At 42.1% G+C, this 18,721-nt stretch carries 16 protein-coding genes; all 16 read left to right on the top strand.

Features of this window, described 5'->3' with window-relative positions; genetic code table 11:
* Positions 1-106: 106 nt before the first annotated feature.
* Entirely contained in the window at positions 107-1,489 is a 1,383-nt protein-coding gene (gene argH / locus Hs20B_RS04105) for an argininosuccinate lyase (protein WP_172355916.1), read from the top strand.
* A 174-nt stretch (positions 1,490-1,663) separates the two neighbouring features.
* Positions 1,664-2,617, top strand: coding sequence for a hypothetical protein (locus tag Hs20B_RS04100; protein WP_172355914.1), 954 nt, complete (start codon positions 1,664-1,666; stop codon positions 2,615-2,617).
* A 92-nt stretch (positions 2,618-2,709) separates the two neighbouring features.
* Positions 2,710-3,054: a ribonuclease P protein component gene (rnpA, locus tag Hs20B_RS04095; protein WP_172355912.1), complete on the top strand. Its 345-nt coding sequence runs from the start codon at positions 2,710-2,712 to the stop codon at positions 3,052-3,054.
* Positions 3,055-3,084: 30 nt separating this feature from the next.
* On the top strand, positions 3,085-3,897 hold the full coding sequence (locus Hs20B_RS04090) for a YidC/Oxa1 family membrane protein insertase (protein WP_172355910.1): 813 nt from the start codon (positions 3,085-3,087) through the stop codon (positions 3,895-3,897).
* Between the two features lie 15 nt (positions 3,898-3,912).
* Positions 3,913-4,821, top strand: coding sequence for an RNA-binding cell elongation regulator Jag/EloR (jag, locus tag Hs20B_RS04085; protein WP_172355908.1), 909 nt, complete (start codon positions 3,913-3,915; stop codon positions 4,819-4,821).
* 122 nt (positions 4,822-4,943) lie between these two features.
* Complete coding sequence (gene rpmH / locus Hs20B_RS04080; protein WP_172355906.1) at positions 4,944-5,078, top strand: 50S ribosomal protein L34; 135 nt, start codon at positions 4,944-4,946, stop codon at positions 5,076-5,078.
* 137 nt (positions 5,079-5,215) lie between these two features.
* The gene (locus Hs20B_RS04075; protein WP_172355904.1) at positions 5,216-6,133 is read left to right on the top strand and encodes an aldo/keto reductase; all 918 of its coding nucleotides are present in this window, start codon (positions 5,216-5,218) and stop codon (positions 6,131-6,133) included.
* Positions 6,134-6,292: 159 nt separating this feature from the next.
* Entirely contained in the window at positions 6,293-6,559 is a 267-nt protein-coding gene (locus Hs20B_RS04070; RefSeq protein ID WP_172355902.1) for an IreB family regulatory phosphoprotein, read from the top strand.
* Positions 6,556-6,984, top strand: coding sequence for a Holliday junction resolvase RuvX (gene ruvX, locus Hs20B_RS04065; RefSeq protein ID WP_172355900.1), 429 nt, complete (start codon positions 6,556-6,558; stop codon positions 6,982-6,984). Before Hs20B_RS04070 ends, ruvX begins: the two co-directional genes overlap by 4 nt.
* A gap of 31 nt (positions 6,985-7,015) precedes the next feature.
* A complete protein-coding gene (locus Hs20B_RS04060; protein ID WP_172355897.1) occupies positions 7,016-7,360 on the top strand; it encodes a DUF1292 domain-containing protein in 345 nt (114 codons plus the stop codon).
* A 167-nt stretch (positions 7,361-7,527) separates the two neighbouring features.
* Positions 7,528-11,094 carry an InlB B-repeat-containing protein gene (locus Hs20B_RS04055; RefSeq protein ID WP_172355895.1) on the top strand — a complete coding sequence of 1,189 codons (3,567 nt, stop codon included), beginning with the start codon at positions 7,528-7,530 and terminating at the stop codon, positions 11,092-11,094.
* A 48-nt stretch (positions 11,095-11,142) separates the two neighbouring features.
* On the top strand, positions 11,143-12,288 hold the full coding sequence (locus tag Hs20B_RS09850; RefSeq protein ID WP_172355893.1) for a C39 family peptidase: 1,146 nt from the start codon (positions 11,143-11,145) through the stop codon (positions 12,286-12,288).
* A gap of 37 nt (positions 12,289-12,325) precedes the next feature.
* Entirely contained in the window at positions 12,326-13,603 is a 1,278-nt protein-coding gene (locus Hs20B_RS09845) for a serine hydrolase (protein ID WP_172355890.1), read from the top strand.
* A 197-nt stretch (positions 13,604-13,800) separates the two neighbouring features.
* Positions 13,801-15,489 carry a SpaH/EbpB family LPXTG-anchored major pilin gene (locus Hs20B_RS04040; RefSeq protein WP_172355888.1) on the top strand — a complete coding sequence of 563 codons (1,689 nt, stop codon included), beginning with the start codon at positions 13,801-13,803 and terminating at the stop codon, positions 15,487-15,489.
* Between the two features lie 27 nt (positions 15,490-15,516).
* Positions 15,517-16,410 (top strand): class C sortase, encoded by an 894-nt coding sequence (locus Hs20B_RS04035; protein WP_172355886.1) that lies wholly within the window; start codon positions 15,517-15,519, stop codon positions 16,408-16,410.
* The gene (locus Hs20B_RS04030) at positions 16,394-18,718 is read left to right on the top strand and encodes a SpaA isopeptide-forming pilin-related protein (protein WP_172355884.1); all 2,325 of its coding nucleotides are present in this window, start codon (positions 16,394-16,396) and stop codon (positions 18,716-18,718) included. Before Hs20B_RS04035 ends, Hs20B_RS04030 begins: the two co-directional genes overlap by 17 nt.
* The last annotated feature ends 3 nt before the right edge of the window (positions 18,719-18,721 follow it).

The following is an 18,721-nucleotide window of genomic DNA, read 5'->3' as shown; positions in this document are numbered from 1 at the left end:
GAGAATTACAATTTCGCATTCTAAGCGTGATGAGCGCTTTTTTTGTTATAATTAAAGACGAAGAATAAGTGTTACTAAAAATAAAACTAGAAACCAGAGGAATACCATGGCAAAATTATGGGGCGGTCGCTTTGAAGAGGGACTCGACAAGAAAACAGAAGCGTTTGGTGCTTCAATCACGTTTGATAAGAAAATGGCGCGTCAAGATTTGAAAGGCAGTTTGGCACATGTGACGATGCTTGCATCAACAGGCATTCTGACGGCTGACGAGGCTGATCAGATCAAGGCTGGCATCAAAAAAGTTGAAGAAAAATATGAAAAGGGTGACATTGAGTTCAAGATTGAGAACGAAGACATCCATATGAACATGGAGACCTATCTGCATGCCGAAATCGGTCCTGTTGCGGGGAAACTCCACACGGCGCGTTCGCGTAACGACCAGGTCGCAACGGACATGCACCTCTGGATGAAAGACACGCTGACAGAGACTTTAGAGAAGCTCCATAACCTGCGTGAGGTGCTGGTTGCGCTTGCGTCAGAACACGTTGAGACGATCATGCCAGGCTACACGCATCTGCAACATGCGCAGCCGATTTCTTTTGGGCACCATCTCATGGCCTACTATAGCATGCTGACTCGCGATTTTGAGCGTTTTGAGTTTAATATCCAGCATGCCGACATTTCGCCGCTTGGTGCGGCGGCACTTGCCGGGACGACTTTCCCGATTGACCGCAAAGAAACAGCCAGTCTCATGGGATTTAGCGACGTTTATGTCAACTCCATGGATGCGGTGAGTGACCGTGATTTTATCCTTGAGTTTTTGAGCAATGCAAGCATTCTCATGATGCACCTGTCGCGTTTTTGTGAGGAGATCATCCTTTGGTGTAGCAATGAGTACAAGTTTGTGACCCTGTCTGATGCCTTTTCAACGGGATCGTCGATCATGCCTCAGAAGAAAAATCCAGATATGGCTGAGCTGATTCGCGGCAAGTCTGGCCGTGTTTATGGTAATCTGTTCGGTTTGCTTACCGTCATGAAATCTCTGCCACTCGCCTACAATAAAGATTTGCAAGAAGACAAGGAAGGCATGTTTGACACGGCAGACACGATTCTGACGAGCCTTGACGTCATGGCTGGCATGCTGTCAACCCTGTCTGTCAACAAGGAAATCATGAGCAGCTCGACTGAGAAAGACTTTTCAAATGCGACAGAGCTTGCGGACTACCTGGCTGCTAAGGGACTGCCCTTTCGTCAGGCGCATGAAATCGTTGGAGAAATGGTACTAGAATGCACGAAGGCGGGTTATTATTTGCAAGACGTACCACTTGAGCGCTATCAAGAAGTGTCGCCCTTGATTGAAGCTGATATCTATGAAACTTTGAAATCTAGGACAGCAGTTGAACGGCGTGATTCATTTGGCGGGACAGGGTTTGAACAAGTCAAAATGCAAATTGAGCGCGCTAAAGATACCCTTGAGTCAGAAAAATAAATAAATAGAATAACAGATGAAAATCTACCGTTAGGGTGGATTTTTTGTTTTCCTTGCAAGAATAAGCACATGAAAACTCCGATATGATTTTGTACATAAAAGTTCTAATGATATTATAATAATATAAACACTTACATCTGCAAATAAAACGAAAAAAATGAGAAGGAGATAGGCATGAAAAAAATACTAGCATTTCTCGCTATCTTGACGACATTTTCGGTCACACATATTGTCAAGTCGGATGTTGTTGTGACGATCAAGCACGTAGATAAAATCTCACAAGAGGTTGTCAAAACTGAGAAAAAAACTTATTTTTCTGACGATCTGGTCTATGTTGAAAAACCTCAGATAGCAGGTTACATAAAACCTGACAGCACAATTGGCGCAATTGCTAAAAACGGCAAAACGTTGACTTTTTACCATACTAAGGCAATTACTGTAACACTCGAGCTTGTCGGTAAAGATGGCAAAGTCCTTGAGACGCAGACCCTGACTAAACCGCAAAACACGGCTGAAACTTACAGAGCCAAGGCTGAGCTAGCGGGGCAAATCCTAGCTAGCGCACCGTCGCAAGACATCAACTTTGACAAAGACAAAAAAATTGTCGTCAAATACAAGGAAAAGCCAGCGCCTGCACCGGCACCCGTCGCAACGCCTTCAGAACCAGTAGCACCAGCTGAACCAGTAACACAGCCGTCACAAGAGCAGTCAAGCGTGGCTAATCAAGCGCCACAACAAGCGGTCACGCCCGCACCGAGTCAACCAGCTCCCTCGCCCTATACGATCGACATCTCGGCGCCCTACACAGGTTACGTGCCAGACACAGGCTTTGGCCAATGGATGGCAAACCACATCGTTGCGCATAATCCTGGATCAGGCGCTGCATTTTTAGCGCTGAACGTCGGCAGTCTAGCACGAATCAACGGTGCTGTCTACCGTGTTTCTGAGATTTATCGCATCTGGGGACCACCTGAAACCTATCCAGGTAGTTCTGAGGCTAAACGCTACAAGGATGTTTATAGTGGCGTTGACCGTGCAGCCGTGATATTTGATGGCCGCATGACACTCCAAACCTGTGCTGACGACGGGTACAGTCAAGTCTGGATCTACAAACTTGCGCCAGCATAATCAGAAAATGAAGAAAAAAGGTGCCGAAAAGGTGCTTTTTTCGTACATTTGTGGTAAAATTAACTAGATAAATTACCCTGGGAGAGTGTGTGTTGGCAATCAAAAAAGCGTTGAGAATCAAGAAAACAACAGACTTTGATAAAATTTTCCTAGCGAGAAATTCAGCTGCCAATAAAAAATTTGTCATCTACCAAGTACCGTCAGAAACCAATCATTTTCGTGTGGCGGTCTCAGTCAGCAAAAAATTAGGCAATGCTGTCGTCAGAAACCGTGTCAAACGTCTGGTCAGACATGCTGTCATGGCGATTTCTGATGATCTTTCAACGACAGATTTTGTTATCGTCTGTCGAAAAGGTGTTGAAGAATTGAGCTTTGAAGAGGTTCAAAAAAATTTGACGCATGCATTGAAGGTTTCGAAAATTTACAAACAGCAATAAAATATTATAGTAAGAAAATAGGGAATACGTGTGAAAAGAAAACTAAAACTATCAGGACTAGCTAGCCTGGCAATCTTTATTCTGACGGGCTGTGGTCGCTCAGACATAACCTCAAAATCAAGCGGCATCTGGGATCAATTCGTCTTTGGCTTTGCACAGATCATCAAGTTTTTGTCATTTGGTGGTTTGGTCGGACTCGGCATTATCTTATTTACCATTGTCATCAGAACGGTTTTACTACCGCTCATGCACGTGCAGACAAAGTCAACGCGCAAGATGCAAGACATCCAGCCTGAGCTGAAAAAAATTCAAGCTGCGCATCCCGGAAAAGATACGGAGAGCCGTCGCATCGTTGCTGAGAAAACGCAAGAACTTTACGCAGAAAATGGCGTGAATCCCTACATGGGTTGTCTGCCGTTAGTTGTTCAAATGCCGATTTTGTGGGCTTTGTACCAAGCGATTACGCGAGTTGATTTTCTGCGTGATGGGCATTTTCTCTGGTTTGACATCTCGGGTCACGATCCCTACTTCGTCTTGCCCGTGCTTGCGGCGCTCTTTACCTTTGCGAGCTCGTGGCTGGCTATGAAAGCTGCGCCTGAGCGTAACACGATGACAACCGCCATGACCTACATCATGCCCGTCATGATCTTCTTCATGGGGATCAGTGTTGCAGCAGGGGTTGCGCTTTATTGGACGGTGTCAAACGCCTACCAAGTCTTCCAAACGCTTTTACTCAATAATCCGTTCAAGATTCAAGAAGAGCGTGCGCAAAAAGTAAATGCTGAGAAAAATAAAGAAAAAGCGCGCCAGAAAGCATTAGCAAAGGCTAAAAAGAAAAGATAAGGAGATAGTTATTATATGGCTATTTTTACGGGGAATACAGTGGAAGAAGCGATTGAGCGTGGCTTGAAAAAGCTAGGTGCAAAACGCGAAAATGTCCACATCCAAATCGAACAAACAGATAAAAAGGGATTTCTAGGCATTGGCAAAAAACGTGCTAGGATCAACATCGAGCCCATCCAAGAAGAGACGGTTCGTCAGGCAGATCGCCTAGCTACACGTGGTCTTGACGCTGAATTTATCGCTGAAGCGCCAAAAGTTCAGTCAGCAATGGAAGCAACGCTTGAGTTATCACAAGTCGTTAAAGCCGTCAGAGCAGCTGAAAAAGCAAGTTCAGGTGATTTGTCAGAAGCTGAAAAAAATGCAGTCATCGAAGAAGCGCAAAATGAAATTGCAGAACGTAAAATCGCAGAACAAGATGACCTTTTGCTTGACGATGAAGCACTAGCAATCGTCAAGGCGCAAGAAATCACATCTGGTCAGAACAAAGTCATCAAGGAAGTTTCAAAATATCTGACTCTGATCACGCAAGACATGGGCGTGCCAGCGTCAGTCTCAGTCAAAAATGAAGGTAATCTCATTGTTTTCAATCTACAGTCGTCTCAAGACGGTCTCTTGATTGGTAAACATGGTAAAATCTTGCAAAGCCTGCAAGTCCTCGCAAAAGCCTATGCCAACGGCTTGACTGAAGAGCGTGTTGCGCTTGCTATCAACGTTGGCGACTACCACGAAAAACGCAAAGTCTACGTGACAAGCCTTGCCCATCAGGCGGCTAAGCGTGCACGTAACGGTGAAACTGTCTATGTCAATGACTTGCAAAGTAACGAACGTCGGATCGTTCATGCTATTATCACACGTGAAAATGGCGTCTCAAGCCGTTCAGAAGGCAGAGATAACGCACGCTATATCGTCGTGACAAAAGATTAACGACATTATAACTCAAACAGTCTTGACAAATGCTTGTAAATAAAGTAGAATATTAAGGTATGTTTAGTAATTGATCAAAAGCCTAGGCTAGACATGTTAATCTTGTACAGGAGGAAAATATAATGAAACGCACTTACCAACCAAGTAAACGTAAACGCCAAAAAACACACGGTTTCCGTAAACGTATGTCAACTAAGAACGGCCGTCGTGTCGTCGCTAGTCGCCGTCGCAAAGGACGTGCTGTATTGAGCGCTTAATCTTACAAACAAAAAATAATGCAGAAACTCGAGTCTGTGTTATTTTTTTGTGCAAAATTTGCATAACTGCTTTGTTTTGTGATATAATGGAAACGGTTACATTGTTATTATTTTATATAGAAAAGAGAACTTATCTCATGAAACACATACAACTCGCAAACACGGATATCAAGGCTAGCCAGATTATTCTTGGCTGCATGCGCATGAACGAAGACGGGAAAAATCCTGCTGAGATCATTCAAACTGCTTACGACAATGGTATTAACTTTTTTGATCACGCTGACATCTACGGTGGCGGTGAGTGCGAAACGATTTTCGCAAAAGCGCTCAAAGAAACAAGTGTGTCACGCAGCGATATCTATCTTCAGTCAAAATGTGGGATTATCCCAGGTGTGAGCTTTGATTTTTCCAAAAAGCATATCATCGAGTCTGTTGAAGGCATTTTAACACGTCTGGACACGGATTATCTGGACACACTCCTCTTGCACCGCCCTGATACATTGGTCGAGCCTGAGGAGGTTGCTGAAGCTTTCAGCGAGCTCGAAAAATCTGGTAAAGTTCGTGCCTTTGGCGTGTCAAATCAAAATCCTGGTCAAATCGAGTTGTTGAAAACAGCTGTTAAGCAAAATCTCAATATCAACCAACTTCAGTTTGGGCTCAAACATACAGGGATGATCGACGCTGGCCTCAATGTCAATATGGAAAATAACGCCGGCCTCAATCGTGATGGTGGCATCCTTGAGTACTCACGTATTCACGACATGACCATCCAAGCCTGGTCACCCTTCCAATATGGCTTCTTTGACGGCATTTTCATCGGTAACGACAAATTCCCAGAGTTGAATGCCAAACTGGTTGAGCTGGCAGATAAATATAACGTCACACCTAGCGGTATCGCTGTTGCCTTTATCAATCGCCACCCGGCAAATATCCAAACGATCATCGGGACAATGACTCCAAGTCGTATCATCGAAGCAACAGAGGCGGCAGATCTCGTCCTTACCCGTGAAGAATGGTACAGCCTTTACATGAGTGCTGGCAACATCTTACCATAAAATATAAAAATTTTTGCGATACACGCGCAGAAATTTTCGTTTTTTTACGGCTGCTGCCACAACAAATCAAAAACAATAAGAAAAATATTTGAAATTTTCCAGAAAATACCTTATAATGAATCTAACTCAAAAAAAGTATAAGAGAAGTGAGGAACACATATGAGCTTTACAGATGAAACAGTCCGCTTCGAGTTCGATGACTCGAGCAAAAAAGAGATCGGCGAAACGCTTGTCAGTGTTTACACGTCTTTGGGTGAAAAAGGATACAATCCTATCAATCAAATGGTCGGCTATGTCTTGTCAGGGGATCCTGCCTACATTCCGCGCCATAATGACGCACGCAACAAGATTCGCCGTTTTGACCGCGATGACATCGTTGAAGAGTTAATCAAAAGCTACCTGAAAGATAAGGGTGTTGCACTTTGAGCTTTCAACGACTGATTGGGCTTGACGTTGGGAGTGTGACAGTTGGTGTGGCGGTCAGTGACTTGCTGGGCTATACGGCGCAACCCGTTGAGACGATTCGGATCAATGAAGCGAGTCAAGACTACGGTTTTGAGCGCTTGACAGAGCTTGTTGCTGAGTACCAGCCTGCGCGTTTTGTGCTAGGCCTGCCAAAGCACATGAACAACGACGAGGGCGTCCGCGCCAAAGCCAGTCGCCACTATGGCGATCTGCTTGAAAAGCGTTTCGGGATTCCCGTTAGCTACCAAGATGAGCGCTTGACATCTGCGCAAGCCGAAAAAGTCCTGATAGCTGGGCATACACGCCGTGAAAATCGCAAAAAATATATCGACAAACTAGCAGCCGTCCTAATCTTACAAAACTATCTGGATAGCCATAGCTTGTAAAAGTTAAAGAAAAATATAGGAGTACTCAAAAATGACTGAACATACGCATCATGATCACCATGGACACGACCACGACCACAATCATGAACACGAGCAAGAATTCATCACACTGGTTGATGAAGCAGGTAATGAAACCCTGTTTGAAATCCTCTTGACCATCGACGGTCAGGAAGAATTTGGCAAAAACTACGTGCTTGTCGTGCCAGCAGGCGTCGAAGAAGACGAAAACGGCGAAGTTGAAATTCAAGCCTATGCCTACACACAAAACGAAGACGGCACAGAAGGCGACCTTTTGCCAATCGACGAAGATTCTGACAAAGAATGGGATATGATCGAAGAAGTTTTCAATACTTTTGTTGAAGATGAGGAAGCTTAAGACAGTACCGATTTTGAAATATCATATGAAAAAGCCGATATCGATGGTTTATCGATATCGGCTTTTTTATTTATTGGAAAATGTTATAAAAAATCTTGCTAAACGCCTTGATTTATAGGATAATAAGTATATAGGAAAAGGAAAGAAAAATTACAAAGAGGAAAATTATGAAAAATAGTATAAAAGTAGCACTTGGGTTATCAGCAGTACTCGTAGCTGGTGACCTGTTTGTTGGCGAAACGAAAACTTTTGCATCAGTTGTTGGTAGTCAAGGTATGTATCGTGTTTACAATAAAAATAGCGGGGAACATTTTTATACGGCGAGCGTTGCAGAGAAAAATAATCTCGTCAAACTTGGTTGGAAGTACGAAGGTATTGGCTGGAACGCCCCAACAAGTAGTAATACGCCAGTTTATCGTGTTTATAATAAAAATGCAGGCGATCATCACTATACCACGGATAAAGGTGAGAAGGACGCGCTCGTCAAACTTGGTTGGAAATATGAGGGGATTGGCTGGTATTCAGACGATGCAAAAGGTGTTAAGCTTTTGCGTGCCTATAATCCCAATGCTAAGGCGGGGAGTCATAACTATACAGCAAATGCTGCCGAGCAGAAAATGTTAGTCAGTGTCGGCTGGCGTAATGAAGGAACAGCTTGGTATGGGTTGAAGACTAGCGTTCCCGCTACTAAAACGCCTTATATACCAGTAACTAAGACTGTTAACAAAACAGTAAATGTTTCTGATACAGGTGAAACATTAGCAGCTACAACTGGATATACAAAAGTATCTTCAAAAGCAACAACCGTTTCAACAACAGCCAAGAATGGGGATGTTACAAAGACAGTAACGACAACAGTAACTTGGCATAAACCAGTAACCAAGACTGTTAACAAAACAGTCAATGTTTCAGATACAGGTGAAACATTAACAGCTACAACTGGATACACAAAAATATCTTCAAAAGCAACAACCGTTTCAACAACAGCCAAGAATGGGGATGTTACAAAGACAGTAACGACAACAGTAACTTGGCATAAACCAGTAACCAAGACTGTTAACAAAACAGTAAATGTTTCAGATACAGGTGAAACATTAACAGCTACAACTGGATACACAAAAATATCTTCAAAAGCAACAACAACTTCAACAACAGCTAAGAATGGTGATATTACAAAAACAGTAACGACCACAGTAACTTGGCATAAACCAGTAACTAAAACTGTTAACAAAACAGTAAATGTTTCAGATACAGGTGAAACATTAGCAGCTACAACTGGATATACAAAAGTATCATCTAAATCAATAACCGTTTCAACAACAGCCAAGAATGGGGATGTTACAAAGACAGTAACGACAACAGTAACTTGGCATAAACCAGTAACTAAAACTGTTAACAAAACAGTCAATGTTTCAGATACAGGTGAAACATTGACATCTACAACCGGATACAAAAAAGTTTTATCTAAAGCAACAACCGTTTCAACAACAGCCAAGAATGGTGATGTTACAAAAACAGTAACGACTACAGTAACTTGGCATAAACCAGTAACTAAAACTGTTAACAAAACAGTAAATGTTTCAGATACAGGTGAAACATTAGCAGCTACAACTGGATACACAAAAATATCTTCAAAAGCAACAACCGTTTCAACAACAGCTAAGAATGGTGATGTTACAAAAACAGTAACGACTACAGTAACTTGGCATAAACCAGTAACTAAAACTGTTAACAAAACAGTAAATGTTTCAGATACAAATGAAACATTAGCAGCTACAACTGGATACACAAAAATATCTTCAAAAGCAACAACTGCTTCAACAACAGCTAAGAATGGTGATGTTACAAAAACAGTAACGACTACAGTAACTTGGCATAAACCAGTAACTAAGACTGTTAACAAAACAGTAAATGTTTCAGATACAGGTGAAACATTAACATCTACAACTGGATACACAAAAGTATCATCTAAATCAACAACCGTTTCAACAACAGCCAAGAATGGTGATGTTACAAAGACAGTAACGACTACAGTAACTTGGCATAAACTATTTATAGTTGCATATAATTCAAACGGTGGTTCAACTACCCCAGCGAGCCAAACCATAACAAGCGGAACAAGTATTACCGCCCCTACCGCTCCAACTAAATTTGCATATACATTCGTAGGATGGAAGCGAAGTGATGATAATGCTATTGTTCAAGCAGGAGTGTCATTTACTCCAACTGCAAATACAACATTAACCGCTCAGTGGACAGCTCCAACTACAATTACTTCACCATATAATGGAACAAATAATATCAATACAGCTGGTAAGAACGTTTACTATAAATTCACACCAAGAACTTCTGGTTCTTACACAATTTTATCAACTGGTTCAGTTGATTCATATGTTACTTTGTATGATGCCAGTGGAACTGAAATTTCATCTGATGATGACAGCAATGGTAGTTTTAACTTTAAATTAACCGCTAACTTAACATCAGGAACTACTTATTACTATGTAGCTAAATTATATAATCCTAATGCAACTGGTAGTTATTCAATTAACTTAAACCAAGGCGTAACTGTTAGTTATAATGCGAATGGAGGCTCAGCTGCTCCAGCTAGTCAAACTGTAGGTAATGGATCTTCAGTAATTTTATCAACAGATGCTCCTACTAAAGATAGTTCATCAACTGGGTATAAATTCTTAGGCTGGTCTACTTCTTCATCAGCAACGTCTGCTTCTTATTCTGCAGGTGCTACGATTTCAAATGTTACTTCTGATATAACTTTATATGCAGTTTGGCAATCATATGCAAAAGTAACATTCACAAGTGCTGAAAAAAACACTATCAATGCGAATAATACTAAATTAGCTAGTTTAAGAGCTAGAGAAACTGCATTAAATGGCAATTACTATCAAACACAGCCTTCCGCTTCAGGTGCCACAACTTATGTAACTGGAAAATTAACTCCAACTGCAGTACAACTTGCTGTAGATTGGTTGAACTATTATCGCAATTTGTCAGGAATGGGTAATGTAAGTAATACGCAAACATTAACTGATATAGCCCAAGTAACTGCATCCGTTGAGTCTTATATGCGCGTAATGACACACAGCTTATCGTACAATTATCCAAACAAACCAGCTGCAATTTCAGATGCTGATTGGTCTACAGCAAATACTGGAGCTTCAAGTTCTAATTTATATAGCTATGGATTAGGTGGTGGAGCTACCATAGAATCTCTAATGAATGGATGGTTTACCGATTCAAATAATGCGATGGGTGGGGCAGCTTCTGTGGGCCATCGTCAAACAATGCTTGGAGACGTAACTGGTGTTGGATTTGGAACGGCACCAAATTCATCGGCATTATATATGCAAGATATGGGATACGCACGTAGCAGTTCAAAAATTCTTTCAGTTCCCGGTAATAGTTTATTCTCAGTTCAAGATGCAACAGATATTAAAAATAAATGTAGCATTGACTTCGGTTCAAACAGCGGATATTCATTCACGTCATTACCAACCGTTACTATTAAAAATAATTCTCAAAATATAACAGTTAATGCTGAATCAGTTACTGATACGAGTATGTATTCTAGGTTAGGAGGAGATTCAATAACCTTTTCAATTCCAAATTCTCTTCCATTAGCTGCTGATAACTCATATACCATAACTGTTAATTTAGGTTCATCAACTTATTCTTATACATTCAAGCTTTATGACAATACAAAAAGCTACTAATTAAAATGTACAAATCTAGACGTACTTTAGAAAGTCTTTACTAAAATAATGAAATCAAAATCTCCTTCAAGTAAACTACTATTGCTGGTCGCAGCCGTATTTTCGGCACTCCTCATTTTAGGAATTACCACTATAACGACAGTAGTAGCAGATGAGCCATCTCCAGCAGAAAAAACAGTTCTGGTCTATCGTTTATACAATCCAAACTCAGGAGAACATTTTTATACAACATCAAGCGCTGAACGAAACTCTTTGGTGTATAACTCTAAATGGGAGTATGAAGGTATAGGATGGGTAGCACCAGAAAGCTCTTCTGTTCCTGTTTATCGTTTGTATAATAAAAATGCTGGTGATCATTTTTATACGCTTGATGCTAATGAAAAAAATTCATTAGTAAAAAAAGGTTGGCGATATGAAGGCGTTAACTTCTATTCTTATACAGATAATAAAAATGTTCCTTTGCTGAGAGCTTATAATCCTAATGCTAAAAAAGCAGGAAGTCATAACTACACGACTAACAGCGGAGAACAAAACAATCTAGTTAAAGCAGGCTGGAAAAATGAAAACATTGCTTGGTACGCTTATGGCGCGGGATACCAGGATAATAGTGATAAAGGGCTGGTTGATCAGAGCAACAAAAATAAAGCGGATTGGGAACAGCAAAAGAAACTCAGTGATGAATTAGCCAGAATCAAAGCAGCGATTGGGAAACCTGTTTATTATTCTCAGCTTGATCCGCGCTGGTCAGGTGTCAGGTTTAACGCATCAACAGTTGGCCCTACGGGCTGTGTACCAACAAGTTTGGCGATGATTTTAAAAGGAAGTTACGGTTTAAATGTTACGCCGATTGATGTTGCACGCCGCATGGACGGTTATAGCGGTTGGGCATTTGGTGCATCAGGTAAGGACATTATCGCAACAGCGAAATCTTACGGGAGATCGGTAGAAGTTGTCACGTCACAGCAAGTTGCTGAGCAACGCCTAAAAGAAGGCTATCCTTTGATTTGGCTGGTAAATGTCGGTATCGGACATGCAGTTGTTTCTTTTGGGGATAGTGGCGGTAGGACCGAAGTCCTTGATCCTTATGGACGAAAATTTTTTAATGGCTGGTATAGTATCAGTTATTTGTGGTCAATACCTTCTAGAGAGACAATGGATTGGGATGCGGGAAGACCAGTATTTGTGATCAAATAAAAGTGCAAATTTAATTTAGAAAGTCTTCACTAAAATAATGAAATCAAAATCTACTTCAAGTAAACTACTATTGCTGGTCGCAGCCGTATTTTCGGCACTCCTCATTTTAGGAATTACCACTATAACGACAGTAGTAGCAGATGAGCCATCTCCAGCAGTAAAAACAGTTCTCGTCTATCGTTTATACAATCCAAACTCAGGAGAACATTTTTATACAACATCAAGCGCTGAACGAAATTCACTAGTATATAACTCTAAATGGGAGTATGAAGGTATAGGATGGGTAGCGCCAGAAAACTCTTCTGTTCCTGTTTATCGTTTATACAATAAAAATGCTGGGGACCATTTTTATACGCTTGATGCTAATGAAAAAAATTCATTAGTAAAAAAAGGTTGGCGATATGAAGGTATTAACTTCTATTCCTATACAGATAATAAAAATGTTCCTTTGCTGAGAGCTTATAATCCTAATGCTAAAAAAGCAGGAAGTCATAACTACACTACTAACCAAGCAGAACAAAATAACTTAATTAAAGTAGGTTGGAAAAATGAAAATGTAGGTTGGTACGCTTATGGCGCAGGATACCAGGATAATAGTGATAAAGGGCTGGTTGATCAGAGCAACAAAAACAAAGCGGATTGGGAACAGCAAAAGAAACTCAGTGATGAATTAGCAAAAATTAAAGCAGCTTTTAATAGTTCAAGCAATGTTTGGGGCGCAGGATACTATGATCTAACAACAGGCGCTAGCGTATTTAAAAATCAGAATTTAATTGATACATCTGCATCAACTTATAAACTTTTTATCGCTCTCTATGTGTTCCATCTTTTTGATACGGGTCAAGCAAGTTGGAATAGTAGTTATAGTGGTGGAAGTTGGCGCTCTGGCTTTTACGATATGATCCACAATTCTGGGAATACTTTTTCCGAATGGATTATCAATCATTATGGTCAATCTGCCATTGGTAGTTATTTACGAAGTAAAGGATATGCTGGTTTATGGACGCAACCGGTACGTTCAACAACTTCTGCCAATGATCTTGTCAATATTTTAAGATATTACTATGCAAATAGAAACAATGGCAATGTGAAATACTTGCTTGGGTTAATGCAAGGTCAGATCTATCGTTCGGGTATTCCGGCAGCAACTGGAAAACTAGTATCAGATAAAGTTGGCTTCTTGTGGGATATTCGTAATGATGCAGGCATTGTATTTGATGGCGAACATCCATATATTCTTGTCATATTGACCAGAAATCAATCAAATTTTTCGCAAATAAATACAACTGCCAAAATGGTACAAAAGGCATTTTAATCAAGTATTTAGATCATGTCTAAAAGGCTCATCTGCGGATGAGTTTTTTGTTTGCCATGAAAAATCAAATAAAATAACAAAATCAAATCTTGAAAACGCTTTAAATATCTCCTATATCATTTCTTAATATAAGCTGAATCGATTATAATATGATTATAAACAAATAAAACCAAGAAAAGAAAATGGAGATTTAACACATGGTAAAGAAACGTTCGTTTAAAAAGATGATGGCTGCGGGCCTCATCACTCTGGCTTGTAGCTCGGCATTGTCAACAATCGCTGGTGCTGCAACTATCGAAATCACTAAAGTTCAAAATGATGTTGGCACACTACATGTCAATGATGGTGTGACTAATCCGTTCGGTGCGGACGTGATAAAGCTTAATGGTGCTAAGTTCACAACAGTTGATTTAACAGCTGACTATACGGCATACTATAAAGAGAATAAAACATCAGGAGAAACGCCTCAAGATGTTTATGAAGCCTACGTGGCTAGTTTACGTGGTAAAACAAACGAGGAGATTGCGGAGCACGCCGGAATCAAGCCTGAAAACTTTGAAGCCTATGTTAATACAAATCAAACAGCTGCAACAGGTGAAACTGTAGGACTTGGAGATGGTCGTGTTGACATCACTAAATTGCCTGAAAAATCAACAGTTGACGGAAAAGAAAAGGATGCCGTTTACGCGATTTTAGAAACAACTTTGGCTAATCATCTTATTAATGCCGATGAAACAGAAAGCATTGTTATCGGTTCGGCACCGGTATTTATCGCCTTTCCGTTTACAAGTGATTACTATACCGCGGAAGATGCGGTAGCGGGTAGAGCAATCAAAATCTACCCGAAAAATGAGTATGGTGAAGCAGTCAAGACACCAACGAAAGGATCTGAAGATTTTGAAATCGGCGATGAGGTTGGATACACGATCGACATCGATATCCCGAGTGACTTTGCACTTGAAAAATACAAAAACTTCACCGTGACAGATGTGCCGGGTACAGGATTGACCTTTACAGGATTTACAGGCATAACAGTCGAGGGAAGTGAAATGACTTGGGCTGAGTTCTTGGAAGATTACGATCCAACGATTACACCAGATCCTGTTACCGGAGATGGAGAAACTGCAGCTACGCTTAGTGTTGACTTCAAATCAACAGATGCAGATCTACGTGAAGCGCTTGCTGGCAAGAAATTGACATTTAGTGTTACAGGTAAGATCAACGATAATGTTATCATCTCACAAACGACAGACATGGTTGTTAAAAATACAGCGACATATAGCATTACAAACAGTAGCGGGAAAACTATCACGTCTGAGCCATCAACGCCAGATATCGAAACATTTAAATATATCTTCCAAAAAAATGATGCTGTAGATGGTAAAGCTTTGACAGGTGCTGTGTTCCAAGTGACACAAAAGGTAGAAGACGAAGATGTCCCCTTAACATTCAAGAAAGTCATATTGGACGGGAAAGATGTTTACCGCGTGTCTAAAGATGAAGGTGAAGATGAAGATTCGGAAAAACTTGTGACAGATCTCGTAGTCAACGAAGACGGAACATTGCCGCTTTACGGATTGGACAATGAAGAATATACCCTTGTCGAAACAAAAGCGCCAGACAACTACCGTTTGGAAAAGACGTCTTACGACTTCACGCCAACAGATAAAAAATCAGATGCAAATGGCTGGGCCGGTGACTTTGACCAAACAGGTGAGTTGGAAATCAACAAAGATGATGGTTACTACAACATCTACAACACGCCAGAAACAGTATTGCCATCAACTGGCGGTAATGGCTTCATGATCTTCACATTTGTAGCGGCAGCTGGTATGGCTTCAGCGGGTGGTTTCTACATCTTAAAGAAAAAATCTAGTCAAGCTTAATCGCTAAATATGGCATAAAGGGGTTTTATGACAAAGCAAAAGCGCAAAACGGGGTTGCGAGATGTGCTACTAACGCTTGGAATGGTCGTGAGTTTGACGATCGGTGCGGCTGCACTTGCCTATCCGAGTCTGGCTAACGCCTATAGTGACTGGTATGCGGATCGTTTGATTGCAAAACGAACGCAGGACAAAAAGTCGCAAGAAGCGTTAGCAGCACAAATGGCAAAGAGACAGGAAGAGGCTCGAGGTGAGGCTCTTCTTGATCCCTACTCTGATGAGAGTTTAAACGGATTGGTGTCTGATCCGATTTCGATCGACATCTATGCTAAGCATATGATTGGTGAGATATTTTTACCGGCGATCAGTCAGTATTTACCAGTGTTTGATGTGGCGAGTGATCAGTTTTTGGCTCGCGGGGCAGCTTGGCTTGCATCGTCGAGTAAGATCACAGGTGGTGCGGGAACGCACTCCGTGGTCAGCGGACACTCCGGCATTCCCAAGGCAAGTTTGTTTAATAATATCGCAAAACTCAAAAAGGGTGACTTGATCATCTATAAGGTAGGCGATGTCTATGAGGCATACCAAGTGTTTCAGAAGAAAACAGTCAAGCCTGAGGATTCAAAGGCGATTGCTGTAAAGTCAGGTGAGGATCTGACGACGCTCGTCACTTGTACGCCAATCGGGATCAACTCTCATCGCTTGCTTGTCACGGGACGACGTGTGCCATTTACACCCAGCATGCTGAAAACGGTAAAAAATATCACAAAAGAAACGAAGACGAAAAATCATCTGATGATTGCAGGCGCAGCGGCGTTTGTGGTTGCGATGATCGCAGTCGTCGCGACCACGCTCAAAAGTTATTTGAAGAAAAGGTCTAAAGGACGGCGGAAAGGAACGGTTGCAAATGTTGCAAAAATATAAACAATTTATCGCAATGCTTGCGTTGCCTCTGCTCGTGATTTTGGGCGGTATGACTGCGAGCGCAGCAACGACAGACGTCCATCTAAATGACTTGACGCCAAATACGACGGTCAAAGTCTATGATGTGACAGCGATAAATGACGGTGTCAAATCACCTGAAACATTGGCAGAAGAAGTCGCTGATGCAGCAGCTGTCACAACAGCGAGCGACGTCGCAAGCACGGTAACACTCGAAAATGTCAGTGCGGGCAAACACGCAAGCTACCTCTTTGTTGAGGAAAATGCTGTGCAGACGGCGATGCAGCCAATCATCTTGAGCTTGCCTCAATATGATCAGGAAACGGGTCAACGCTTGTCGCAGGTTGAGTTATTTCCCAAGCATTATGCGCTTGATTTTACCTTGCGGTTTCAAAAACATGCTTGGAATATGACGACGCAGTCTGATGCGGGTGCACTTTCGGGAGCTGACTTTGTTCTGACGAAAAAAGATGGGTCAGGTAAAACACTTTATCTGAAAACGTCTTCTGACGGCAGCTTGACATGGTCTGATAAGGCTTCTGACAAGTCGCTTGAGCAGTTCACGTCTGATAAAAAAGGTCTTGTGTCAACTGGTGATTACAAATTGCCAGCGGGCGACTATACTTTTGTCGAAACAAAAGCACCAAACGGCTATGAACTGAACCATTTTGGTGACGTTAGTGTAGCTGTCGCTGAAAATGGCGAAGTACGCTATACCTTGCCTGATGCATCTGGCGCAAGCTTGACAACCAGTGACAGCGACGCTGCCATCTACTATAACTATCCTGCAAGTCAGGTGACATTTACAAAGTGGGGCGTCAAGCAGATCCAGGACGATAATGGTAATGTGATTGACTCGATAGATGTCGGTGCACAGGCTGGTTTTGAGTTTTTGGCCTATCGTGTGGACGAGGATTACAACTATACTTGGCTACAAGCTGATGGCAGCTTCAAGGCGTCTGAGTTTGATGATGACTGGAATGATTTGTCGCAGCTTTCTGCAAAACGCTTTGTTTCTGACGAAAATGGTCAGGTCACGCTCGACTTGCCGACTGGCGAGTACTATCTCTATGAGATGGTAGCGCCGCGCGCGAGTGATGATGCAGACGACCTTGGCTGGACGCAGTCTTATATGACTGATGTCCGTGTTGTGGTTGCAAATGATGGTCAGGTTACCTTTTATACGGCAACATTTGACGACGACTATAACCTGGTTGAAACGGCGATAAATGCGGCGGATGGCTTCAAGTTTATCAACTGGAACATCTGGAACGACACGGGAACTGATCCATCAGATCCGTCAGAACCAAGCACACCGCCAACAACAATCCCACCGACGACGCCACCGTCAGAGCCCGAACCAGAGCTTGAGTTGCATCCTGTATCATTTACAAAATGGGGAGTGCATCAGACGCTTGACGCAACGAGCGGGGAAATCATTGACCAGTACGATGTTGGTGCGCTTGCTGGCGCTGGCTTTGTCGTCTACAAACTAGACGATGCTGGCAACCAGTATTTCTTGCAACCAGATCATAAAACTTGGAAAATGTCTGAGCTTGACGCCGACTATAACGATGTCTCAATGGTATCTGCAGAAAGATTTATCTCAGACGCCGCAGGTCAAGTTGCACTTGATTTGCCAGAAGGAACTTACTATTTCTTTGAAACGGACTATCCGCAAGAAGAAAATCCTGAAAAATACGGTAACTGGGTTGGTGCGCAATATATCAACGATGTCAAAATCGAGATTGCGGCAGACGGCAGCTATCAGTTCACAACAGACGAATTTGACGCCGACTACAATGAAATCGAGACAACGGTGACAGACGCAGAAGACTTCAAATACCTGAACTATCGCCTGTTCTTGCCAGATACTGAAGGGGAAGACCCGTCAGATCCGACACCAGAACCAAGTACGCCAGTGCCGTCAGATCCGACGCCAGAACCAAGCACGTCAGTGCCGTCAGATCCGACGCCAGAACCAAGCACGTCAGTGCCGTCGGACCCGACACCAGAACCAAGTACGCCAGTGCCGTCAGATTCGACGCCAGAACCAAGCACAACAACATCGTCAGAAGTACCTGCTGTACCGTCAGATAATATCGACCCGCCAGCAGAACTTGTGCCAGCTTTGCCAGAACCTGAAAGCTTCTTCGGCGAATTTGGTGAAAAACCTGAGATGTGGCTGACGACAGGTGTTGGTTGTATGGTGATCGGTATGATGCTGTTCATCTTCAAACGTCGTGGTCAGAAAGATCATGCAAAAGACTCGAAAAACATAGAAAGGTAGCAA

Origin of the sequence: Pseudolactococcus insecticola (assembly GCF_011170065.1) — a bacterium.
Lineage (GTDB): Bacteria > Bacillota > Bacilli > Lactobacillales > Streptococcaceae > Pseudolactococcus > Pseudolactococcus insecticola.
This window is presented reverse-complemented; position numbering and strand designations above follow the sequence as displayed.

Coding starts and splice junctions, on each gene's coding strand:
- argH (WP_172355916.1), top strand. CDS start 107: ATGGCAAAATTATGGGGCGGTCGCTTTGAAGAGGGACTCGACAAGAAA.
- Hs20B_RS04100 (WP_172355914.1), top strand. CDS start 1,664: ATGAAAAAAATACTAGCATTTCTCGCTATCTTGACGACATTTTCGGTC.
- jag (WP_172355908.1), top strand. CDS start 3,913: ATGGCTATTTTTACGGGGAATACAGTGGAAGAAGCGATTGAGCGTGGC.
- rpmH (WP_172355906.1), top strand. CDS start 4,944: ATGAAACGCACTTACCAACCAAGTAAACGTAAACGCCAAAAAACACAC.
- Hs20B_RS04075 (WP_172355904.1), top strand. CDS start 5,216: ATGAAACACATACAACTCGCAAACACGGATATCAAGGCTAGCCAGATT.
- Hs20B_RS04070 (WP_172355902.1), top strand. CDS start 6,293: ATGAGCTTTACAGATGAAACAGTCCGCTTCGAGTTCGATGACTCGAGC.
- Hs20B_RS04060 (WP_172355897.1), top strand. CDS start 7,016: ATGACTGAACATACGCATCATGATCACCATGGACACGACCACGACCAC.
- Hs20B_RS04055 (WP_172355895.1), top strand. CDS start 7,528: ATGAAAAATAGTATAAAAGTAGCACTTGGGTTATCAGCAGTACTCGTA.
- Hs20B_RS09850 (WP_172355893.1), top strand. CDS start 11,143: ATGAAATCAAAATCTCCTTCAAGTAAACTACTATTGCTGGTCGCAGCC.
- Hs20B_RS09845 (WP_172355890.1), top strand. CDS start 12,326: ATGAAATCAAAATCTACTTCAAGTAAACTACTATTGCTGGTCGCAGCC.
- Hs20B_RS04040 (WP_172355888.1), top strand. CDS start 13,801: ATGGTAAAGAAACGTTCGTTTAAAAAGATGATGGCTGCGGGCCTCATC.
- Hs20B_RS04035 (WP_172355886.1), top strand. CDS start 15,517: ATGACAAAGCAAAAGCGCAAAACGGGGTTGCGAGATGTGCTACTAACG.
- Hs20B_RS04030 (WP_172355884.1), top strand. CDS start 16,394: ATGTTGCAAAAATATAAACAATTTATCGCAATGCTTGCGTTGCCTCTG.